The organism is Mesorhizobium sp. M1312, from assembly GCF_040318115.1.
Lineage (GTDB): Bacteria > Pseudomonadota > Alphaproteobacteria > Rhizobiales > Rhizobiaceae > Mesorhizobium.
This window is the reverse complement of the sequence record NZ_JAMYLQ010000055.1, coordinates 1-18674: the sequence shown is the minus strand read 5'-3', so window position 1 is coordinate 18674 and position 18674 is coordinate 1. Positions and strand designations below refer to the sequence as shown.

Annotated in this window: 16 protein-coding genes; 8 read left to right on the top strand and 8 right to left on the bottom strand. The window is 62.0% G+C overall.

What is annotated here, in order from left to right; translation table 11 throughout:
* Nucleotides 1–80: 80 nt before the first annotated feature.
* Entirely contained in the window at nt 81–947 is an 867-nt protein-coding gene (locus tag NKH36_RS33280; RefSeq protein ID WP_352966037.1) for a class I SAM-dependent methyltransferase, read from the bottom strand.
* Nucleotides 948–1187: 240 nt separating this feature from the next.
* Nucleotides 1188–4997, bottom strand: a complete 3810-nt coding sequence (metH, locus tag NKH36_RS33275) for a methionine synthase (RefSeq protein WP_352966036.1) — start codon at nt 4995–4997, stop codon at nt 1188–1190.
* Between the two features lie 236 nt (nt 4998–5233).
* Between metH and NKH36_RS33270 the strand changes: the two genes are divergently transcribed.
* Nucleotides 5234–5359 carry a hypothetical protein gene (locus NKH36_RS33270; protein ID WP_352966035.1) on the top strand — a complete coding sequence of 42 codons (126 nt, stop codon included), beginning with the start codon at nt 5234–5236 and terminating at the stop codon, nt 5357–5359.
* Between the two features lie 204 nt (nt 5360–5563).
* On the opposite strand, the gene NKH36_RS33265 is transcribed toward NKH36_RS33270, so the two are convergent.
* Together NKH36_RS33265 and NKH36_RS33260 are read right to left on the bottom strand one after the other, a co-directional pair.
* Nucleotides 5564–5758, bottom strand: a complete 195-nt coding sequence (locus tag NKH36_RS33265) for a hypothetical protein (protein WP_352966033.1) — start codon at nt 5756–5758, stop codon at nt 5564–5566.
* Between the two features lie 490 nt (nt 5759–6248).
* Nucleotides 6249–7124: a DUF7847 domain-containing protein gene (locus tag NKH36_RS33260; protein WP_352966032.1), complete on the bottom strand. Its 876-nt coding sequence runs from the start codon at nt 7122–7124 to the stop codon at nt 6249–6251.
* A 152-nt stretch (nt 7125–7276) separates the two neighbouring features.
* Here NKH36_RS33260 and NKH36_RS33255 point away from each other — a divergent pair, with 152 nt between their 5' ends.
* The 6 genes from NKH36_RS33255 to NKH36_RS33230 all read left to right on the top strand — a co-directional run bounded on the left by NKH36_RS33255 (nt 7277) and on the right by NKH36_RS33230 (nt 13248).
* Nucleotides 7277–7903, top strand: coding sequence for a DUF4129 domain-containing protein (locus NKH36_RS33255; RefSeq protein WP_352966038.1), 627 nt, complete (start codon nt 7277–7279; stop codon nt 7901–7903).
* A 257-nt stretch (nt 7904–8160) separates the two neighbouring features.
* Entirely contained in the window at nt 8161–9105 is a 945-nt protein-coding gene (locus tag NKH36_RS33250) for a DUF4350 domain-containing protein (protein ID WP_352966031.1), read from the top strand.
* Nucleotides 9092–10048, top strand: a complete 957-nt coding sequence (locus NKH36_RS33245; protein ID WP_352966030.1) for an AAA family ATPase — start codon at nt 9092–9094, stop codon at nt 10046–10048. The genes NKH36_RS33250 and NKH36_RS33245 overlap by 14 nt, the downstream gene beginning before the upstream one ends.
* Nucleotides 10049–10092: 44 nt before the next feature.
* Entirely contained in the window at nt 10093–11355 is a 1263-nt protein-coding gene (locus NKH36_RS33240) for a DUF58 domain-containing protein (RefSeq protein ID WP_352966029.1), read from the top strand.
* Nucleotides 11352–12377 carry a stage II sporulation protein M gene (locus tag NKH36_RS33235; protein WP_352966028.1) on the top strand — a complete coding sequence of 342 codons (1026 nt, stop codon included), beginning with the start codon at nt 11352–11354 and terminating at the stop codon, nt 12375–12377. The genes NKH36_RS33240 and NKH36_RS33235 overlap by 4 nt, the downstream gene beginning before the upstream one ends.
* Nucleotides 12364–13248 carry an RDD family protein gene (locus NKH36_RS33230; protein ID WP_352966027.1) on the top strand — a complete coding sequence of 295 codons (885 nt, stop codon included), beginning with the start codon at nt 12364–12366 and terminating at the stop codon, nt 13246–13248. Before NKH36_RS33235 ends, NKH36_RS33230 begins: the two co-directional genes overlap by 14 nt.
* On the opposite strand, the gene NKH36_RS33225 is transcribed toward NKH36_RS33230, so the two are convergent.
* A complete protein-coding gene (locus NKH36_RS33225) occupies nt 13245–13931 on the bottom strand; it encodes a D-lyxose/D-mannose family sugar isomerase (protein WP_352966026.1) in 687 nt (228 codons plus the stop codon). The two genes, NKH36_RS33230 and NKH36_RS33225, sit on opposite strands and share 4 nt — an antisense overlap.
* Before the next feature lie 141 nt (nt 13932–14072).
* Between NKH36_RS33225 and NKH36_RS33220 the strand changes: the two genes are divergently transcribed.
* Nucleotides 14073–15131 carry a D-TA family PLP-dependent enzyme gene (locus tag NKH36_RS33220; protein WP_352966025.1) on the top strand — a complete coding sequence of 353 codons (1059 nt, stop codon included), beginning with the start codon at nt 14073–14075 and terminating at the stop codon, nt 15129–15131.
* Between the two features lie 34 nt (nt 15132–15165).
* Here the strand turns inward: NKH36_RS33220 and NKH36_RS33215 are convergent, their stop codons facing one another.
* The 3 genes from NKH36_RS33215 to NKH36_RS33205 form a co-directional block, all read right to left on the bottom strand.
* The gene (locus NKH36_RS33215) at nt 15166–16797 is read right to left on the bottom strand and encodes a tetratricopeptide repeat-containing sulfotransferase family protein (RefSeq protein ID WP_352966023.1); all 1632 of its coding nucleotides are present in this window, start codon (nt 16795–16797) and stop codon (nt 15166–15168) included.
* Between the two features lie 45 nt (nt 16798–16842).
* Complete coding sequence (locus tag NKH36_RS33210; RefSeq protein WP_352966022.1) at nt 16843–17529, bottom strand: outer membrane protein; 687 nt, start codon at nt 17527–17529, stop codon at nt 16843–16845.
* A 226-nt stretch (nt 17530–17755) separates the two neighbouring features.
* Complete coding sequence (locus NKH36_RS33205; protein ID WP_352966021.1) at nt 17756–18517, bottom strand: heme ABC transporter permease; 762 nt, start codon at nt 18515–18517, stop codon at nt 17756–17758.
* Between the last annotated feature and the right edge of the window lie 157 nt (nt 18518–18674).

Sequence of the window (18674 nt, the reverse complement as noted above, 5' to 3'; positions counted from 1 at the left end):
CGAGAAAACCGCCCGCAATTACCGCGCCGTTGTCACTCTCGCGGCTATTGTCCTATGGTTGCGGTAACTGTCCACACGGCCTAGTGGCCCTCAATCGCCTTGGGGGTAACAAGGTATGGTATCTTGCCGACGCTACGCTTCGTCGCGCCAATGGAATAGGCCATTGGAATCTTGGGAGAGTTCTCTGGCAAGCCGTACATATCCTTGCCGGCCCTCACGGCAAATGAAAAGTGCTGCCACGAAACCGTGTCATGCTCATTGAGAAAATCGAGCGTCAGCCCAGCTGAAATCAGCGCGTTCACCACGTCACTGACCGGATGAATCCACTCATAGTAGCGCGGATGTTTCAAGATGCGCTCGTCACCGGTATAGGTAAGTTCCTCGTTCCATGCGAGTGGTCGAGCTATTGGCGTTCGCCAGTCGTGCTTGAACTCCAGCACCGCAGCCTTGCGGTCACACTGGAACATCAACGGATGGCCCTCGGCCAGATAGAGCCGGCCGCCGGGCCGCAGGAGATCGGCAACCACCCGCGCCCAGCGGAACACGTCGTCCAGCCAATTTACCGAACCCCAGGTAACGTAAGCGATGTCAAAGGTTCGGCCGAGCGCCTCGACTGCCTCGAACAGCGGCGCCTCAACGAAGCGCACATCAGTGCCTGCCTTCGCAGCGAAATCCCGCGCCGCTGCGATCGCCGTCGGTGAAAAGTCGAGGCCGGTCACGCTGCCCGCACCCAGATTCTTCAAGCTGATTGTGTCAAGCCCGATATGACATTGCAGATGGACGATATCCTTGCCGATGACATCACCGACCTCGCGCGTTTCCAGCTCATAGAGATTGGATCCGCCAGCCAGCACATTTTCTATGTGGTAGCTGCCCGTTGTGTCGGTCGAATGCAGCTCGGCCCGATCATCCCAATTAAGGCGGTTCGCACCCAGAAACGGTTCCAAATTGCCCCCCCTGCCGAGACTAATATTTGGTAAACAGAACGTTAATATACTTTGCAGCTAAAGGGTCGCGCGTCAATCCGAGGTGGGCGGGCCGGTGCACCACCGCTGCAGGCCAGGCTCGCCACCCTGGCCGAGGTGGAGGTGCCAATTACGTGTCCGTGCAGAACGAGCGCGCAATCAGGACAAGGCTGCTGTCATGGAGGTGCCGGCTTCTCGCCCTGTCAGCCTCGCGGCGCGATTTCACGCGGCTGCGTCGAGCCCCTGCGGCGGCACATAGTTGAGGATCGGGCCGAGCCAGCGCTCGACCTCGGCGAGCGGCATGCTCTTGCGGCGCGCGTAGTCCTCGACCTGGTCGCGTTCGACCTTGGCCACGCCGAAATAATAGCTTTCGGGATGCGACAGGTAGATGCCGGACACCGAGGAGCCCGGCCACATCGCGAAACTTTCGGTCAGGCTGACGCCGGCATTGCGCTCGCCGTCGAGCAGGCGAAACAGCGTCGCTTTCTCGGTGTGATCGGGCTGCGCCGGATAGCCGGGTGCCGGGCGGATGCCGCGATAGGGTTCGCCGATCAGCTCGTCCGGCGCCAGAGCCTCATCGGGCGCATAGGCCCAGAACTCCTTACGCACCTTCTCGTGCATGCGCTCGGCGAAGGCTTCGGCGAAACGGTCGGCCAGCGCCTTGACCATGATCGACGAGTAATCGTCGTTCGCCCGCTCGAAGCGCTCGGCGATCACCGCTTCCTCGATGCCGGCGGTGACGATGAAGCCGCCGAGATAGTCGGCCCTGCCGCTGTCCAAAGGCGCGACGAAATCCGAGAGGGCGACGTTCGCCTTGCCGTCGCGCTTGGTCAGCTGCTGGCGCAGCGTGAAGAAGGTCGCCAGTTCCTGCGATCGCTTATCGCTAGTGAACAATCTGATATCGTCGCCGACGGCGTTGGCCGGCCAGAAGCCGATGACGCCCTTCGGCGCGAACCATTTTTCCGCGATGATCTTCTTCAGCATCGCCTGCGCGTCTTCGAACAATTGCCGCGCTGCCGACCCTTGCGCCTCGTCATCGAGGATTTTGGGATATCGTCCCTTCAACTCCCAGGTCTGGAAGAACGGCGTCCAGTCGATATAGCGCGCGAGCTCGGCCAGGTCCCAGCCTTCGAAGATTTTCAGGCCGAGGAAGGACGGTTTTGGCGGCTCGTAGGCCGACCAGTCGATCCGGTGGGCGTTGGCCCGCGCCTTGGCGAGCGGCAGGCGCTGCTTGTCGGCTTCGCTGCGCGCATGCGCATCGGCAACCTTCTTGTATTCCGCACGGACGTTGTCGACATAGCCGCCCTTGGTCTCGTTCGACAGCAGCGCCGACACCACGCCGACCGCGCGGCTGGCATCGGTGACGTAGACCGTCTGGCCCCTGGCATAGCGCGGATGGATTTTTACCGCCGTGTGCACACGGCTGGTCGTCGCACCGCCGATCAGAAGCGGAATGTCAAAACCTTCGCGCTCCATCTCGGCGGCCATATGCGCCATCTCGTCGAGCGAGGGCGTGATCAGGCCGGATAGGCCGATGATGTCGACCTTTAGCTCGCGCGCCGTCTGCAGGATCTTCGCCGCCGGCACCATGACGCCGAGGTCGATGATCTCGTAATTGTTGCAGGCCAGAACCACGCCGACGATGTTCTTGCCGATGTCGTGGACATCACCCTTCACTGTCGCCATCAGGATCTTTCCGGCGGTCTGGCGCTCGCCGGTGTCGATGCCATTGGCGGCGTTCGCCAGCTTCTCCGCCTCCATATGCGGCAGCAGCCCGGCCACGGCCTGCTTCATGACGCGGGCGGATTTCACCACTTGCGGCAGGAACATTTTCCCCGCGCCGAACAGGTCGCCGACTATATTCATGCCGGCCATCAGCGGACCTTCGATGACATGCAGTGGGCGCTCGGCGGCAAGTCGCGCTTCGTCCGTGTCCTGATCGATGAATTCGGTAATGCCGTTGACCAGTGCGTGCGAAATGCGCTGCTCGACCGGCCAGTCGCGCCAGGCGAGATCGCGTTCCTGCGCCTCCTTGCCCGCCGTGCCCTTGAAGCGTTCGGCGAGTTCCAGCATGCGTTCGGTCGCCGTGCCGCCGCCCTTCGGCTGACGGTTGTTGACGACATCCTCGCAGGCTTCGCGCAGCTCCGGATCGATGGTGTCGTAGACGGCAAGCTGTCCGGCATTGACGATACCCATATCCATGCCCGCCTGGATGGCATGGTAGAGAAACACGGCATGCATGGCCTCGCGCACCGGCTCGTTGCCGCGAAACGAGAAGGAGAGGTTCGACACGCCGCCCGATATGTGGACATGGGGAAGCGTCGCGGTGATCTGCCTGGCTGCCTCGATGAAGTCGACGCCGTAATTGTTGTGCTCGTCGATGCCGGTGGCGATGGCAAAGATGTTCGGATCGAAAACGATGTCCTCGGGCGGAAATCCCGCCTGCTCGGTCAAAAGCTTGTAGGCGCGGGTGCAGATTTCGACCTTGCGCGCCTGCGTGTCGGCTTGGCCGTCCTCGTCGAAGGCCATGACGACGACCGCCGCGCCATACGCGCGGACGAGCTTCGCATGGTGCAGAAAAGCCTCCTCGCCTTCCTTCATGGAAATGGAGTTGACCAGCGGCTTGCCTTGGACGCATTTCAGGCCGGCTTCGATGATCTCCCGTTTGGAACTGTCGATCATCACGGGAACGCGGGCGATATCAGGCTCGGCGGCGATCAGGTTGAGATAACAGACCATCGCCCTCTGCGAATCGATCAGGCCTTCGTCCATGTTGATGTCGATGATCTGGGCGCCATTGGCGACCTGATCGCGGGCGACGTCGAGCGCGGCGGCATAGTCGCCCGCCGTGATCAGCTTCCTGAATTTCGCCGAGCCGGTGACATTGGTGCGCTCGCCGATATTGACGAACGGAATCTCCTCGGTCAGCGTGAACGGCTCGAGCCCCGACAGGCGCATCTTCGGCTCGATGACGGGAACAGCGCGCGGCGGATATTTCTTCACCGCCGCTGCGATGGCGCGGATGTGGTCCGGCGTCGAGCCGCAGCAGCCGCCGACGATATTGACCAATCCGTCGCGCGCGAAATCCTCGATCTGCGCGGCCATGAATTCCGGGCTCTCGTCATACTGGCCGAATTCATTGGGCAGGCCGGCATTCGGATAAGCACAGACAAAGGTGCCGGCGACGCCGGAAATTTCGTCCAGGTGCGCGCGCATGGCTTTGGCGCCAAGCGCGCAATTGAGGCCTATCGTGAACGGGTTGGCGTGACGAACCGAATGCCAGAAGGCCGTCGGCGTCTGGCCGGACAGCGTGCGGCCGGACAGGTCGGTGATCGTGCCTGAGATCATGACCGGCAGACGCACGTCCTTCTCGATGAAGATCTCTTCTGCTGCGAAGATCGCCGCCTTGGCGTTCAGCGTATCAAAAATGGTCTCGATCAGGATGATGTCGGCGCCGCCGTCGATGAGACCGCGCAGCTGCTCGCCATAGGCAAGGCGCAGTTCGTCGAACGTCACGGCGCGGTAGCCGGGATTGTTGACATCCGGCGACATCGAGGCGGTGCGGTTGGTCGGCCCCAGCGCACCGGCGACGAAGCGGCGCTTGCCGTCCTCCTGCTCAGCCCTCACCGCTGCCCGGCGCACCAGCCGCGCACCATCGCGGTTCAGCGCGTAGACCGCGTCCTCCATGCCGTAGTCAGCCTGGGCGATGGCGGTCGAGGAGAAAGTGTTGGTTTCAAGGATATCCGCCCCGGCGATGGCGTATTGATAGTGAATCTCCTCGATCGCTTTGGGCTGCGTCAGGATTAGCAGGTCGTTGTTGCCCTGCTGATGGCAGGCGCAATCCGCGAATTTGTCGCCACGGAAATTGTCTTCGTCGAAACCCAGGCCCTGGATCTGCGTGCCCATGGCGCCGTCGAGGATGAGGATGCGTTCGCGCGCCGCCGCCGTCAGCGCCGCAAGCACTTCCGAGCCGTCGGGCTTAGCCGCGACCGGGCCGAACAAGTCGTCCAGCGATGAAGGGTTTTGCGACACATTCAATCCTTAAGGCGACAGCCGCGTTTAAGTGACATAAAGACATCTTTATGTGAGTATACGGTATTTGTCTGCCGCTGTCACCCCTGCCACGGGGGAATGCTGCCCGCCGGCGCTACAACCCCGCCGGCGCTATCTTCGCTACCGCCGCCGCTCTCAGCAACATCCCGATCGCAACACACGTGAGCCGGTCGCGGCGACCACGACGGCCAACATCATCTATCGCGGCTACGAACTTGGGTGCGGCCTTCACCTATGTCGGGCTGAAGGCCAATGTGCTCGAATTCATGCCGCCGCTGACGCTGACCGAGGCGAGGTGGCCGAGGGCGCGGCCATCGTCGATCAGGCAATCGCCGACGTGATGGCAGCCAAGATCTCTGACGCGGACGTCGCTTCCTTCATGATGTGGTAGGCGGGTGACCTCGCGCGTCAAGAGAATATGTCTGCCAGTTCGTCGACGCTGGTGCCTTCCTTAACCTGTCGCAGCTCGACATAGCTGACAGCGGTGGCGATCGACATTATCATTGATGTTACACTCGTCACCAATGCGTCCATCACAGCACCCACTACCCGTCTCCAAACAGGGCGGTTGCCGTGCTGAGCGCCAACTCGATGGCAATCACGGCGACGATCATGACAAGGAACAGGCCGAACAGGGCCCAGCGGCTTCCCTTGGTCAGATCGCTACTGCGCGCCATCGAGCCGAACACGCCGAGCCGCTCCTGTACCAGAACCGGCACCGCGACCGACAGCGGAGCCACAATATAATTCGGGAACGACGAGCAGGATCAAGCCCAGCCCTGCGCCCAAGACGGTCAGCAGCCCGATCCCGAGAGTTGGCAGAAACAGCCGGCCGCTATCTTGAAGCAGTCGCCAACGGATGGCTGCTTACCGTTCAAATCCTCGATGGTTGCACGGACAAGCGCTGACTGAAGCAACAAATCCAAGACAAAGGACATCAACCAGACGCCAAGCGTAATCACAGACTCACGAGGCAACGTGCTGGAGCGACCGACGGTGGCACCGTCAGGATCACCCGGGGTGATGCCAGCCTCCCGGCGCCTGCATCCAAAGCAGGAAGACCAGGGTAGGCAAACCCGAAAGCAACACCGCAACCCGAGGCAAAGAACGGAATTTCGGCCGATGACCGCAAAGCTGTCGTTGAAAACTCTACCTTCCAGCACCATTGAAGCCATGACATGACCTATCCAGTCCAGGCCGATCCCAATGCGATTAAGGCGACAGAACCCGCTATGAGAAAATCTCCGCCAGTTCGTCGACGCTGGTGCCTTCCTTGACCTGACGGAGTTCGACATAGCTGACCGCGATGGCAACCGACATCAAAGTAGACACGACTGTCGAAACGAGCGCGCTTCCAATCGCGCCGACAATCAGGCCAACGGTCGAGAGGCTGCCGGTAAGGGCGAAAGCCAATCCAAACACCAAAGCGAATGCCATCTGGAGGGCAATCGTCACCAAGAACAGAATCAGCAGAAGACCGAATAGTGACCAACGGTTGCCCTTCGTCAGAGCGCGACTCCGCGACATCGAGCCGAACACCCCAAGCCGCTCTTGGATCAAGACGGGCACGGAAACCGATATACCAAGCAACAACCTAATACCGGGAACGAGCAATACCACGAACGCTATGATCGTCCCGAAGATCGGGATAATCAGCCCAGCGACAAACATCGCAATAACCCCCAGGAATATGGCGAAAAAAACTACCAAGCCAATCCCGAGCGTCGGGAATATGCAGCGCAAAGCTATTTGAATGCAGTCACCGATTGCCGGGCGCTTGCCGTTCAAGTCTTCTATCGTCGCCCTCACCAGTGACGATTGAAACAACAAAGCCATAACTAGAAATATCAAGCCAAAAGCCATCGATATTAACGAGTTGCGTAGCATCGCCGAGGGATCGGCAACCGCCATGCTTCCGGGATTGGCGATATCGAGGTTGGCAAAATTGCTGTAATTCCAGAGGTTAAGCACCAGTGCCGGAAGGGCGGAAAAAAGAGCCGCGACTGCGACCAACAGACCTGGATTGCGGCCGATAACCGCAAAACTGTTGCTGAAAACCCTGCCGATGCGAAACTTGTCCGGCCGTTCCAATGTCGTTGAAACCATGATGCGTCCCCGCTTAATCACCGCATATCGGCTGGTGATCCCCGCATTAAATGTGCCAACATTGGGGGTCGGCGTCTAGTCCACTTGCAATTGCCGTTGTGCATTGCCAGTGTCGGCTGGGGAACCAGAGGTTGCAGGGGAGCGGGTTGGCAGTGGCACAGCCAGGCATAGCGGAAGCCGAATGGCTGGCAAAAGCGCATGAGCAGTTGATCTCGGATAAGTCGATCCAGTTCGACCTGCCGGCCTATGTGCCGCCCCAGCCACCCGACTGGCTGAAGCCGCTGCTTGACGCGTTGTCGTCGCTCGGCCCCTACATGATCTATCTGTTCTGGGGGGCGGTGATATCAGGTGCCGCGATCATCCTGCTCCTGGTCTTTCTCGAGATGAAAGGTATCGCCTGGCGCCTGCCCTGGCAGCGCGCGCGGCGCGAAACCGAGGCGGCGGAAGCGTGGCGTCCCGACGCCGGTGCCGCGCATATCCTGCTGTCGGAAGCCGACGCGCTTGCCGCACGAGGCGACTATGACGAAGCGGTTCATCTCCTGCTTCGCCGCAGTGTCGCCGATATTGCCGGCCGGCTGCCGGATTTCCTGCGGCCGTCGCTCACGGCGCGCGACATCGCCGCCGCCCCCACCATCCCGGCGCGGGCGCGTAGCGCCTTTACCGAGATCGCACGCATCGTCGAAGCCGCATTGTTCGCACGCCGACCGGTCGGCGCCGAAGGCTGGCGGGAAGCACGCGGCGCCTATGAGCGTTTCGTCTTCCGGGATGCCTGGACATGAGCGCGACGACGATTGAACCAGCGGCACAGGAACCGTTCAATCGAAGAACGCTATTCTGGGGTATTTTCGCCAGCCTGCTTGCGGCGGCGGGTTTCTTCCTGCTGTCCACCTATGCTCCCGACTTCCGCCAACCCGGCAACGGCGGCGCGACGCCGCTGTCGAAAAGCGGCGTCGGCTATGCGGGCCTTGCGGAATGGATGCGACTGACCGGCAACCCGTCTTCCATGGCGCGGACCGATCAGGAGCTTGGTGCAGACATGTTGCTGATCGTCATCATTTCGCCCGAGAGCGATCGCGCGGCGCTCGACCACATTCTCGAACTTCGGCAGGACCAGGTTACCCTCTTCGTCCTCCCCAAATGGCAGACCCTGCCGCTGGAGGAGCACGAAGGATGGAACATGAAATTCGGGCGATTGCCCGATTCCGTGGTGAACCAATGGCTCGGCCGGATCGCCAATGCAAAGATCGGCGTCGGCCAAAGCACGATGCAGCGACTCGACGTCGAAGGCCGGCTCGTTGCCGCCCCCGATGAATTGCAGTGGGTGGCGGACGAGCATCCAATCATAGCAGCCGGCAACGACAAGGCTGTGCTCACCGAACTGGATGACAAGCCTTTTTATATCCTGACCGACCCCGACCTGATCAATAACGCCGCGCTAGGAGATTCCGACAAGGCGGCCGCCGCGCTCGACTTAATTGCATTGCTGCAACCCGAAAAGGGCCCAGTCATGTTCGATCTCACGCTGCATGGCGCGGGGCGAAAATATGACCTTGCCAAGCTCTTGGTCGAACCGCCATTTCTGGCGCTGACGCTGACGATCCTGGCTGCGGCGGCGCTGGCTTTCCTGCACGGCCTCGGCCGTTTCGGCCCGCCGCGCGCCGAATTGCGCGCCATTGCCTTTGGCAAGCGCGCGCTGGTGGATACGACGGCGATGCTGTTGCGGCGCGCCGGGCGGCTCGAGGAACTGGGAGGCCGTTACGCGGCCCTGGCGCGTGTGCGCGCCGGCGCTTTGCTGGGAGCACCGCAGGGATTGCAAGGAGAAGCGCTCGACCACTGGCTCGATTCCCGCGACAAGGACGAGGTCGACGGTTTCACCGCGCGGGCGCAAGCCGCCAGCGAGGCGAAAAATCTGACGCAAATGCACGAGGCAGCGGAGCGGCTGCACGATTGGACGGCAAGGAGGCTCGGTGAACGTCGATGATGTGAAGGCCCTGGCGACACGGATCAGGGAAGAAGTGGCCAAGGCGATCACCGGACAGCACGACACGGTCGACCTGATGCTGACCGCCTTGTTCGCCGGCGGGCATATCCTGCTGGAAGGTCCTCCGGGCACGGCCAAGACAATGACCGCGCGTTGCTTCGCCCAGGCCCTGGGTGTCGCCTACGGACGTATCCAGTTCACGCCGGACCTGATGCCTGGCGATATCGTCGGATCGAACATCTACAATTTCCAGACCGGACAGTTCACGCTGACACGCGGACCGATCTTCTGCGACCTTTTGCTTGCCGACGAGATCAACCGCACGCCGCCCAAAACACAGGCAGCACTTCTGGAGGCGATGCAGGAGCATGCGGTCACCTTCGACGGCACCACGCATTCGCTGGGCCGTAACTTCATGGTGGTCGCGACCCAGAACCCGATCGAGCATCAGGGTGTTTATCCCCTGCCCGAGGCGCAACTCGACCGCTTCCTGTTCAAGCACCGGGTCAGCTATCCCGGCCCCGAGGAGGAACGGGCCATCATCATCCATCACGGCGGCGGCTCTGCGTCGCACGACATTGCGCAATACGGCATCAAAGCCCAGGCGGACCGCAAGACCCTGGAGAACGCGCTCGCCACCGTCGGCTCCGTCACACTTGTCGACGACGTCGTCGGTTATATCGCTTCGCTGGTGCGCGCCACGCGCAACACCGCCGATTTGGAGGTTGGTGCCAGTCCACGCGCGGGCGCCATGCTGGCCAGGGCGGCACGAGCGCGGGCGGCGCTGGACGGGCGCGCCTATGTAATCCCTGACGATGTCAAGGCGCTGGCGGTGCCGGCGCTGCGTCATCGCGTCATCCTGTCGCCGGCCGCGCAGATCGATGGCCGCCTGGTCGAGCAGATCGTCTCCGACCTGGTCGACCAGACGGAAGCGCCACGTTGATCTATCCGAGCGGCCGAGCGGTGTGGACGGCGGCGGCGGGCGCGGTGCCGGCCTTCCTGATCGCGCTGGTGCTGCCGTCATTGTGGTATCTTGGTCTGCTGTGGATCTGCGTGCTGCTCGCCTTCTTGGCGGTGGACGCGGCGGCGGGACGCGGGCGAGCATCGCTGACCGCCAGCCTCCACGCGCCGCCGCAGGTCGGCGTCGGCGGGCAGTTCACCGTCCACGTCGCCGCCCGTTTTTCAGGCCGGCCGCGGAGCCTGGAGGCGCGTGTCGGTCATGATGGGCGCTTGGCGCCGATGGGCGAGACCGGCGGACCCCTGGGCCCCACCAGCGACGGCGGATCGCTCGACCTTAGGTTTCAGGCGCTGCGGCGCGGCATCGCCAGCTTCGATCGTCTGTGGGTGCGCTGGCGCGGGCCGTTCGGACTGGTTTGGAACCAGGTCGTCCTGCCGATGGAAAACAAGGTGGCGGTGTTGCCCGACGTCCGCAGCGCCCGCGACCAAGCGATCACGCTGCTGCAGCGCGACGCCCTGCCCGAGGGGCACGCCCAGCGCCGGGCCGGACAGGGCCGGGAGTTCGAGGCGCTCAAGGACTACCAGCCCGGCATGGGCCGGCGGATGATCGACTGGAAGCGCAGCGCCCGCCACGGCAGGCTTCTGGCGCGCGAGTTCCGCATCGAGGAGAACAACAATATCGTGCTGGCCATCGACAGCGGACGCTTGATGTGCGAGCCGGTCGACGGAGTGCCGAAGGTGGACCGAGCGGTGGCGGCTGCCCTGCTGTCGGCGTTCATTGCGCTCAAAGGCGGCGACATGGTCAGCCTGTTCAGCTTCGATGGGCGGCCGCGCGTCGCGAGCGGCGCGGTGCGCGGCTCGGCCAGTTTCGCAATGATCCAGAAGCGGGCGGCGGAGATCGACTATTCCAACGAGGAGACCAATTTCACCCTGGCGCTGACCACGCTTGCGGCGCGGCTCGACCGGCGCGCGCTGGTGATCATCTTCACCGACTTCGTCGATCCGATCAGCGCGGAATTGATGCTGCGCACCGTCGGCCGGCTCACCGAGCGGCATCTGGTGCTGTTCATGATGACGAGGGATGTCGAGGTGGAGAGCTTGACCGATATGCCGCCTTTGTCGGGCGAGGATGTGGCCCGCGCCGTCGTCGCCGGCGGGCTTTTGCGCGAAAGGCAGGTCGTCATCGGCCGGTTGCGGCTGCTTGGCGCGCATGTGATCGAAGCGGACCATCAAAGATTGGGGCCGGCGCTGGTCGAGCGCTACCTGCAGTTCAAGCGGGAGGATTTGCTGTGACTGCGCCAGTATCCGGCGATGCTGGACGCGCCGTACGCCAGTCGCTGGCCAGCTTTCGTCGGGAGCGCGAGGCCGAGTGGAAGGCGTTCGAGGCGCTTCTCGCCCGCGTCGAGAAACGCGCGCCGCGTACGCTGTCGGAAGAGGAGCTGCTGTCGCTGCCGCTGCTCTACCGATCGGCATTGTCTTCCCTTTCGGTGGCGAGAGCGACCTCCCTCGACAGCGCGCTGATCGCCTATCTCGAATCCCTGTCGCTGCGAGGTTACTTCTATCTCTACGGGGCACGCCGCGGGCTGCGGCAGCGCATCGCCGACTTCTTCCTGCACGACTGGCCCGGTGCCATCGGCGATTTGTGGCGCGAGACGCTGGTGTCGGTGGCGCTGATGTTTGTCGGCATCGGCGCCGGCGCCTGGCTGGTAGCGTCCGACAAGGGCTGGTTCGACGCAATCATCCCGTCGGGCCTGGCCGCCGGCCGCGGCCCCGACGCTTCGGCCGAGCTACTGCGCAGGATGCTTTATGATGGCGACAATGGCTTTCTCTCAGGCTTTGCCGCTTATCTTTTCACCCACAACGTCCAGGTCGCAATCCTGGCTTTCGCCCTTGGATTTGCGTTCGCCGCGCCGACGGTGCTGCTGATGCTGTTCAACGGCTGCATGCTGGGTGCGCTGTTCCAAGTCTATTGGGCAAAGGGGCTTGGCATGGAACTTGGCGGCTGGCTGGCCATTCACGGCACCACCGAATTGTTCGCCATCGCACTGGCCGGCGCTGCCGGCATGCGCATCGGCACGCGCATCGCCTTTCCCGGCGAGTTGACCCGCATGACGGCAGCGGCCCATGCGGGACGCGTCGCGGCGACCGCAATGGTCGGCGTTTCGGTCATGCTGCTGTTTGCCGGGCTGCTCGAGGGCATCGGCAGGCAGACGATCACCAGCGATGTCACGCGCTATGCCATTGGCGGCGGCATGCTCGTACTGTGGGTCGGCTATTTCTACCTGTTCCAGGTGGTGCGGAATGGCGACCGCTAGACGCTCCGCGCTGGCGACAATGCGCTCGCTGATCACGCCTGAAGGTGTCGATCTCCAGATAAAGCTGGCCGACGCCGGCACACGGGCTGCCGCTTTCCTGCTCGATGTCGTGTTTATCACCACGGCGGCAATCGCCGTCACGATTGTCGCGCTGTTCGGGGTAACAGGCTTCGGCACCGATAAAATGCAACCGCTTTTCATCGTCTGGATCATCGCGATCTTTTTTCTGCGCAACGTCTATTTCATCGCCTTCGAGGCGGGCCGGCGCGCGTCGACGCCCGGCAAGCGGATCGTCGGCATCAGGGTGGCGTCACGCAACGGAGCCGGCCTGTCGGTCGATCAGGTCATCGCCCGCAATCTGATGCGCGAGATCGAAGTCTTTCTGCCGCTGTCGATTATCGCCGGACGGAGTGGGATGGGCGTCGCCGATACGCTGACGACAGTCTTCGGACTGGTTTGGGCGCTTCTGTTCGCTCTGTTCCCGCTTTTCAATCGCGACCGGCTGCGGATTGGCGACCTCCTGGCGGGAACCTGGGTCGTCGAAGCGCCGAAGCGCACGCTGATGGAGGATCTGTCGGCAAGACAGGATCCGGTCGCCAAGACTTTTCAGTTCAGCCACGCCCAGCTCGATGCCTATGGCATCGCCGAATTGCACAAGCTGGAGGAAGTGCTTCGCCGCGACGACTATTTCGCGCTGCGGACGGTAGCGGAAACGATCGGACGCAAGATCGGCTCAATGCCGCAGGCGCATGACGCCCGCCCGTTCCTGACGGCGTATTACGGCGACCTGCGAGCCCATCTCGAGCGAAAGCTACTGCTGGGCAACCGCAGAGCCGACAAGCATGATCGCAGGACCGAAAGGCTGCCTTAACCCGCCCACTTCTCGTAGTCGGACACCAAGAGGTGCAGCGGCGCGACATCCTCGTCGATGTCGGCGAAGCGGCCGATCGGCTCGCGGAAGACATTGTCGGTGAGATCGTCATTGACGGTCGACACCTCGCCGATCAGCACATCCTTGCCCTCGGCCCAGAAGGCATGCCAGACGCCCGGCAAAAGCGTGACGCTCTGGCCTGGGTCGAGCTTCAGGAGACCGCCCGCCGGCAGCCTGTGGATGGTTCCGTCGACAGGCACCGATACCTCGGCCTTCGGATCGATGCCGCCATCGCGATCGTGCATGAACAGTTCCAGCACCAGCTTGCCGCCACCACGGTTGATGATGTCTTCGGCCTTGATGTTGTGGCGATGCATTGGCGACAGCTGATCCTTGCGCGAGATCATGATCTTTTCGGCATAGAGCATGCCCATGCCCTTCTTCATGTCCTCGTAGCGACCGTTGCGGACGGTGAACAGGAAGAGGCCGAGATCGTTGAACTTGCCCTGGCCGTAGTCGGTGATGTCCCAGCCGAGCCGGGAGGAGAAGATGGCCGACGAATCCTGCCGGTGCGTCTTCATCTCTTCCGGCGACCAATAGGCGAAGGGCGGCATGATATAGCCGAACGAACGGATGAAGGTGTCGGCATCGCGGATGATATCGTTGACGGTGGAACGTTTCATGGTCGTGATCCTTCTTCAGGCGGCGCCTACAGCGCATAGCCGAACACCAATCCGGTGTCGACGTAAACCGCGTGCTGGCCTCATGACATCCGGTCCGATCAAGGTCATAACGGCAACCAGTTTTCCTGATGGTGTCATTCCATGCGCAGCATAGACGACCTCGATACGCCGGCGATCCTGATCGATGTCGACCGCGCCGAAGCCAACATCGCGCGGGCGCAGGCCCATGCCGACCGCCATGGGCTGAAGCTCAGGCCGCACATCAAGACCCACAAACTGCCTTACTGGGCAAAGAAGCAGATCGCAGCGGGTGCGGTCGGCATCACCTGCCAGAAGATCGGTGAAGCCGAGGTGATGGCCGATGCCGGCCTCACCGACATCTTTCTCCCTTACAACATTCTGGGCAAGGCCAAGCTGGAGCGCCTCAAGGAGCTGCACGGCCGCGTGACGCTGTCGGTGACATCAGACAGCATGGAAACGCTTGCGGGTCTCGCCGCCACCTTCACCGATCCAGGCCAGCCGCTACAGGTGCTGGTGGAATGCGATACCGGCATGGGCCGCTGCGGCGTCCAGTCGGCCAGCGAGGCGGTCGCATTGGCCAGAGCAATCGACAAGGTCAAGGGGCTCGCCTTCGGCGGGCTGATGACCTATCCGGCGGCAGGCCGCGCTACCGAGGCCGAGACCTGGCTCGCCGGCGCGCGCCAGGCGCTCGCCGAATCCGGCTTTGCCTGCGAACGCATCTCCAGCGGCGGCACACCGGATATGTGGCGCTCAAGCGAGGCTTCCGTCGTCACCGAGTACCGCCCCGGCACCTACATCTATCTCGACCGCTACCAAGTCGCCAAAGGCGTCGGCAGCCTCGACGATTGCGCGCTGACGGTGCTGTCGACGGTGGTCAGCCATCCAACGCCGACACGGGCCATCCTCGATGCCGGCAGCAAGGCCCTGTCCAGCGACACGCTGGGGCTGCCCGATTTCGGCGAATTGCTGGGCGTTCCGGGCGCCACCGTCACCGGCCTCAGCGAAGAGCACGGCAACGTCACGCTTTCCGGCCACGCCAGGCTGCGGATCGGCGAGTGCGTACGCATTGTGCCCGACCATTGCTGCGTCGTCACCAATCTGTTCGACGAGGTCCACCTGATCGCCGGAGAACGGGTGCTGGAGACGCTGCCGGTGGCGGCGCGTGGCCGCATGGGGTGAGCTCAACCTCGTTCGGACCGAACGACCGTTTGGATCAGGGTTGGACAAGCGGACCCAGCGCAGCCCTCAGCGGATCGAGGGCATCGCCGTACAGTTTCCAACGCTCGACCGAGGACGAATAGATCGGCTGGCGCACCTGCCAGCGGCTTGGCGTGCGCACCGTGCGCTCGGTTTCGTGGAAACGCAGACAGGCATCGTCCCATTCCACGCCGAGAAATCCGATCAATCCACGAGCGCGGGTTTCGAAATCAGCCACGGTTTCTTCGTAGGGCATGTCATGGATGGCCAGCGGAGCGACCTTAGCCCAATGACGCATCAAGCGATCATATTGCCGGTAGTACTGCCCAAGCTTGGTCAGATCGGCATTGTAGCCGTGGGCATCGGAGAAATTGTGCATGAAACAGGACGTGCAATTGTCCATCGGGTCACGCCGGCAGTGGACGATGCGGGCATTTGGCAAAATGAGGCTGATGAAAACCAGCAGCTCGAAATTATGCGGCATCTTGTCGACTACACGCGCCGCCTTGCCGTTGCGCTTGTTGAGATGGTCGAGATATTTCGAGCCGAGTTCCCTCGCCTTCGCCGGCGTGAGCGTCGCCATGGCCTTGGCGAAAATCGCCGGATCAGGCTGGTCGAATCCAAGTTCGCCGGCCAATGAACGGATGGTCGGCAGCTCGCCGGCGCCATAGATATCGTGATGGCTGGCGCATATTTGCTCGGTCAGCGTCGTTCCTGAACGGGGCATACCGACGATGAAGACCGGACGTTCGGACGGATTGCCGAACTTTGGCCGCGCTTCGAAAAAGCCGGCGTCGAAAGGCTCGATGATGCTGTCATAGAGCCGCGTGTGCAGGGCAATGTCGAAATCATTGCCGGAGATTGCCTTGGCCCTGGCGAAATGGCGGATGGCCAGGCCATACTCGTGCTGGTCGTTGAAGATTTTTCCGGCGGCGTGATGCAGGATAACCCGCTCGCGATCGGTGGTCATCGGCAGTTCGAGGCGGGCCTGCACCAAAGCCAGAGCTGGATCGCCCTTGACGGCCCGACGCGCGAGCGCCAGCCCGGACAGGGCTTCGACATTCGCCTTGTCGATGGCGATGGCGCGGCCAAAGCATTCGACCGCCTCCGCTTGCCGACCCATGTCGGTGAGCAGGTCGCCCATACCGATCAGCGCCGTCAGCGATTGGCTGTCGACAGCCAGCGCACGGCGATAGAAACCCTCGGCGACGTCGCCCTCGAGTTGGCTCCGGTAGGATTTGCCGAGATTGCACAATGCCTCGACCAGCCGGCCGTCGAGCTCGATCGCTTTTCTCAGCTGTTTGCGCGCCTGCTCGATGTTGCCGATCAGATTGTAGGCATTGCCGAGATTGTTGCGGAAAATGGCGTTGCCCGGTTCGAGCTTGACCGCGCTCTTCATAAAGTCGATGGCCGTCTCGTTTTGCTGGGCCTCGATCGCCAGCGTGCCCATCAGATTGAGCGCCATGGCGTTTTTCGGCTGCCGGCGAAGCACCGTCTGGTAGCAGAACTCGGCTTCGCGAAAGCGCTTGCGACGCTGCAGGTCGATGCCGCGCTGCAACGTCTCCAGCGCCGACTCGCCAGCGGTCGGGAGAAAATCCTGGACCATGGCCGTTAGACCGACAGGCTGCCGGCGTGGCAAGAGTGGCATGCTTCACCCCCAATCGCCGGATATCACGGCAATCAGCGTGACCAATCAGAATTTGAATGTAACGCCAAGCTGCAGATTGTGGGAATTCAACTTGCCGTTCGAGAATACAGCATCGCCTTCGCGCGAGGAATCGAAGTCGACGCCGGAGACGGCCTTGAACCTGTAGCCGAAATCGAGGTCGATATTCTGCGCCAGCGCGTAGGTGACACCGGCTCCCAACTGGCCGGCGAAACCCCACCCACCAGATCCGTATCCATAAAGGTGACCATCCCAAGTTGTGTCGGCGGTCACATAGGCGGCGCCGATGCCGCCGCCGATGTAGAGCTTGGCATCCCCAAAATGAGCAACGTCGGCCCAGACATTGGCGAGCAGATAGGTAGCGGACAAATCGCCGTCAGCCGGAAACCAGGCACTCACACCCTCCTGATACGAATTCGCCTTGTAGCGGGCATAGGACAGTTCGCCTTCGACCCGAAACACATCGTTGATCCGCCTACCGACGACGCCGCCGATCACGAAGCCGGTGTCGAAGTCCATCGAAAAGTCGTTGTTGTAATAATCGGCATGTGTTTTCACGCGATTCGGGAAGCTGGCGCCACCAAACATTGTAACATACCAGAGATCCTGGGCCACCAGAACTTCGACCGCCGCGTCGGCGGCATTGGCCGAATTCCAGCCGAGCATCAGGGCCGTTGCGGAGACACCAGCAAGCAGACGCACATTCGTCGACAAATCCACCCCCACGAATATTGACAGACAAACATAATGCATCACTTCTTGGTGCAAGGCTTAGCTGTCAACAAGTGAAAATGAGACCAGGGTCCACCTTCTAGAAATCTTTGTTGCAACATTGCAACATCCCTGCTTCGGTCCGTCACAAATAATGTTGACGACAGGATATGTGAGGCTGTTGGGCGAAATAGAATGAGGGGCCAATGACGGCCGAGCAGGTGCCCCACTAATGGAGCTTATCGGCCTGCCTCGCCGCGACACGGCGCATGGAAATGACCCGGCGACGTCGGATTTCCGTGCGCATCGTCATCAAGTGGAGCGCGAAGAACAGCACGGTGAAGCCGAGCGCCATCACCAGCAGCGGCCTCAGCATAGAGGGGTCAATGGTCGAGCCACCCATGCGGAACACCGAAGCCGGCTGATGCAGCGTGTTCCACCAGTCGACCGAGAACTTGATGATCGGGATGTTTATGAAGCCGACCAGGGTGATGATTGCGGCGGCCCAGGCGGCGCGCGCCGCATCGTCGAGTGCCCGCGTCAGCGCAATGATGCCGAGATACATCAGAAACAGCACGAACACCGAGGTCAGCCGCGCGTCCCACACCCACCAGGTGCCCCACATCGGCTTGCCCCAGATCGAGCCGGTGATCAGCGCGAGTGCTGTAAAGACGGCGCCGATGGGTGCCGCCGATTTCAGCGCGACATCGGCCAGCGGATGGCGCCATACCAGCGTGCCCAACGCGAACACCGCCATCAGCGTGAAACACATCATGGCCAGCCAGGCGAAGGGCACATGGATATACATGATGCGCACGGTGATGCCTTGCTGGAAATCCTCCGGCGCAGCGAAGCTCATATAGAGCCCGGCGGCCAAGATGAGTGCGGCGATGGTCGCCAGCCACGGCACCACCTTGTCGGCCAACCAGACAAACCGCGTCGGGTTGGTGAAATCCATCCAGCCGCTGAGGCGTGAAGTCAGGTCACTCATGCGGCTTTACATAAACCGGCGACGCTTTTGGGGCAATCGAGTGGTGGTGTCGCAGGCGGGGCTTTCCCTTCTCCCCTTGCGGGCAGGGCTATCGCATATGAGTGATGGCATTGATGAGGTAGTCGTCATTCCAGGCGCATTTCTTGATGCGATGGCT

Excerpts from the sequence above, each read along its gene's own strand:
- NKH36_RS33205 (WP_352966021.1), bottom strand. The coding sequence starts at position 18,517 with ATGAGTGACCTGACTTCACGCCTCAGCGGCTGGATGGATTTCACCAAC.
- NKH36_RS33220 (WP_352966025.1), top strand. The coding sequence starts at position 14,073 with ATGCGCAGCATAGACGACCTCGATACGCCGGCGATCCTGATCGATGTC.
- NKH36_RS33260 (WP_352966032.1), bottom strand. The coding sequence starts at position 7,124 with ATGGTTTCAACGACATTGGAACGGCCGGACAAGTTTCGCATCGGCAGG.
- NKH36_RS33215 (WP_352966023.1), bottom strand. The coding sequence starts at position 16,797 with ATGCCACTCTTGCCACGCCGGCAGCCTGTCGGTCTAACGGCCATGGTC.
- NKH36_RS33225 (WP_352966026.1), bottom strand. The coding sequence starts at position 13,931 with ATGAAACGTTCCACCGTCAACGATATCATCCGCGATGCCGACACCTTC.
- NKH36_RS33230 (WP_352966027.1), top strand. The coding sequence starts at position 12,364 with ATGGCGACCGCTAGACGCTCCGCGCTGGCGACAATGCGCTCGCTGATC.
- NKH36_RS33250 (WP_352966031.1), top strand. The coding sequence starts at position 8,161 with ATGTTGCTGATCGTCATCATTTCGCCCGAGAGCGATCGCGCGGCGCTC.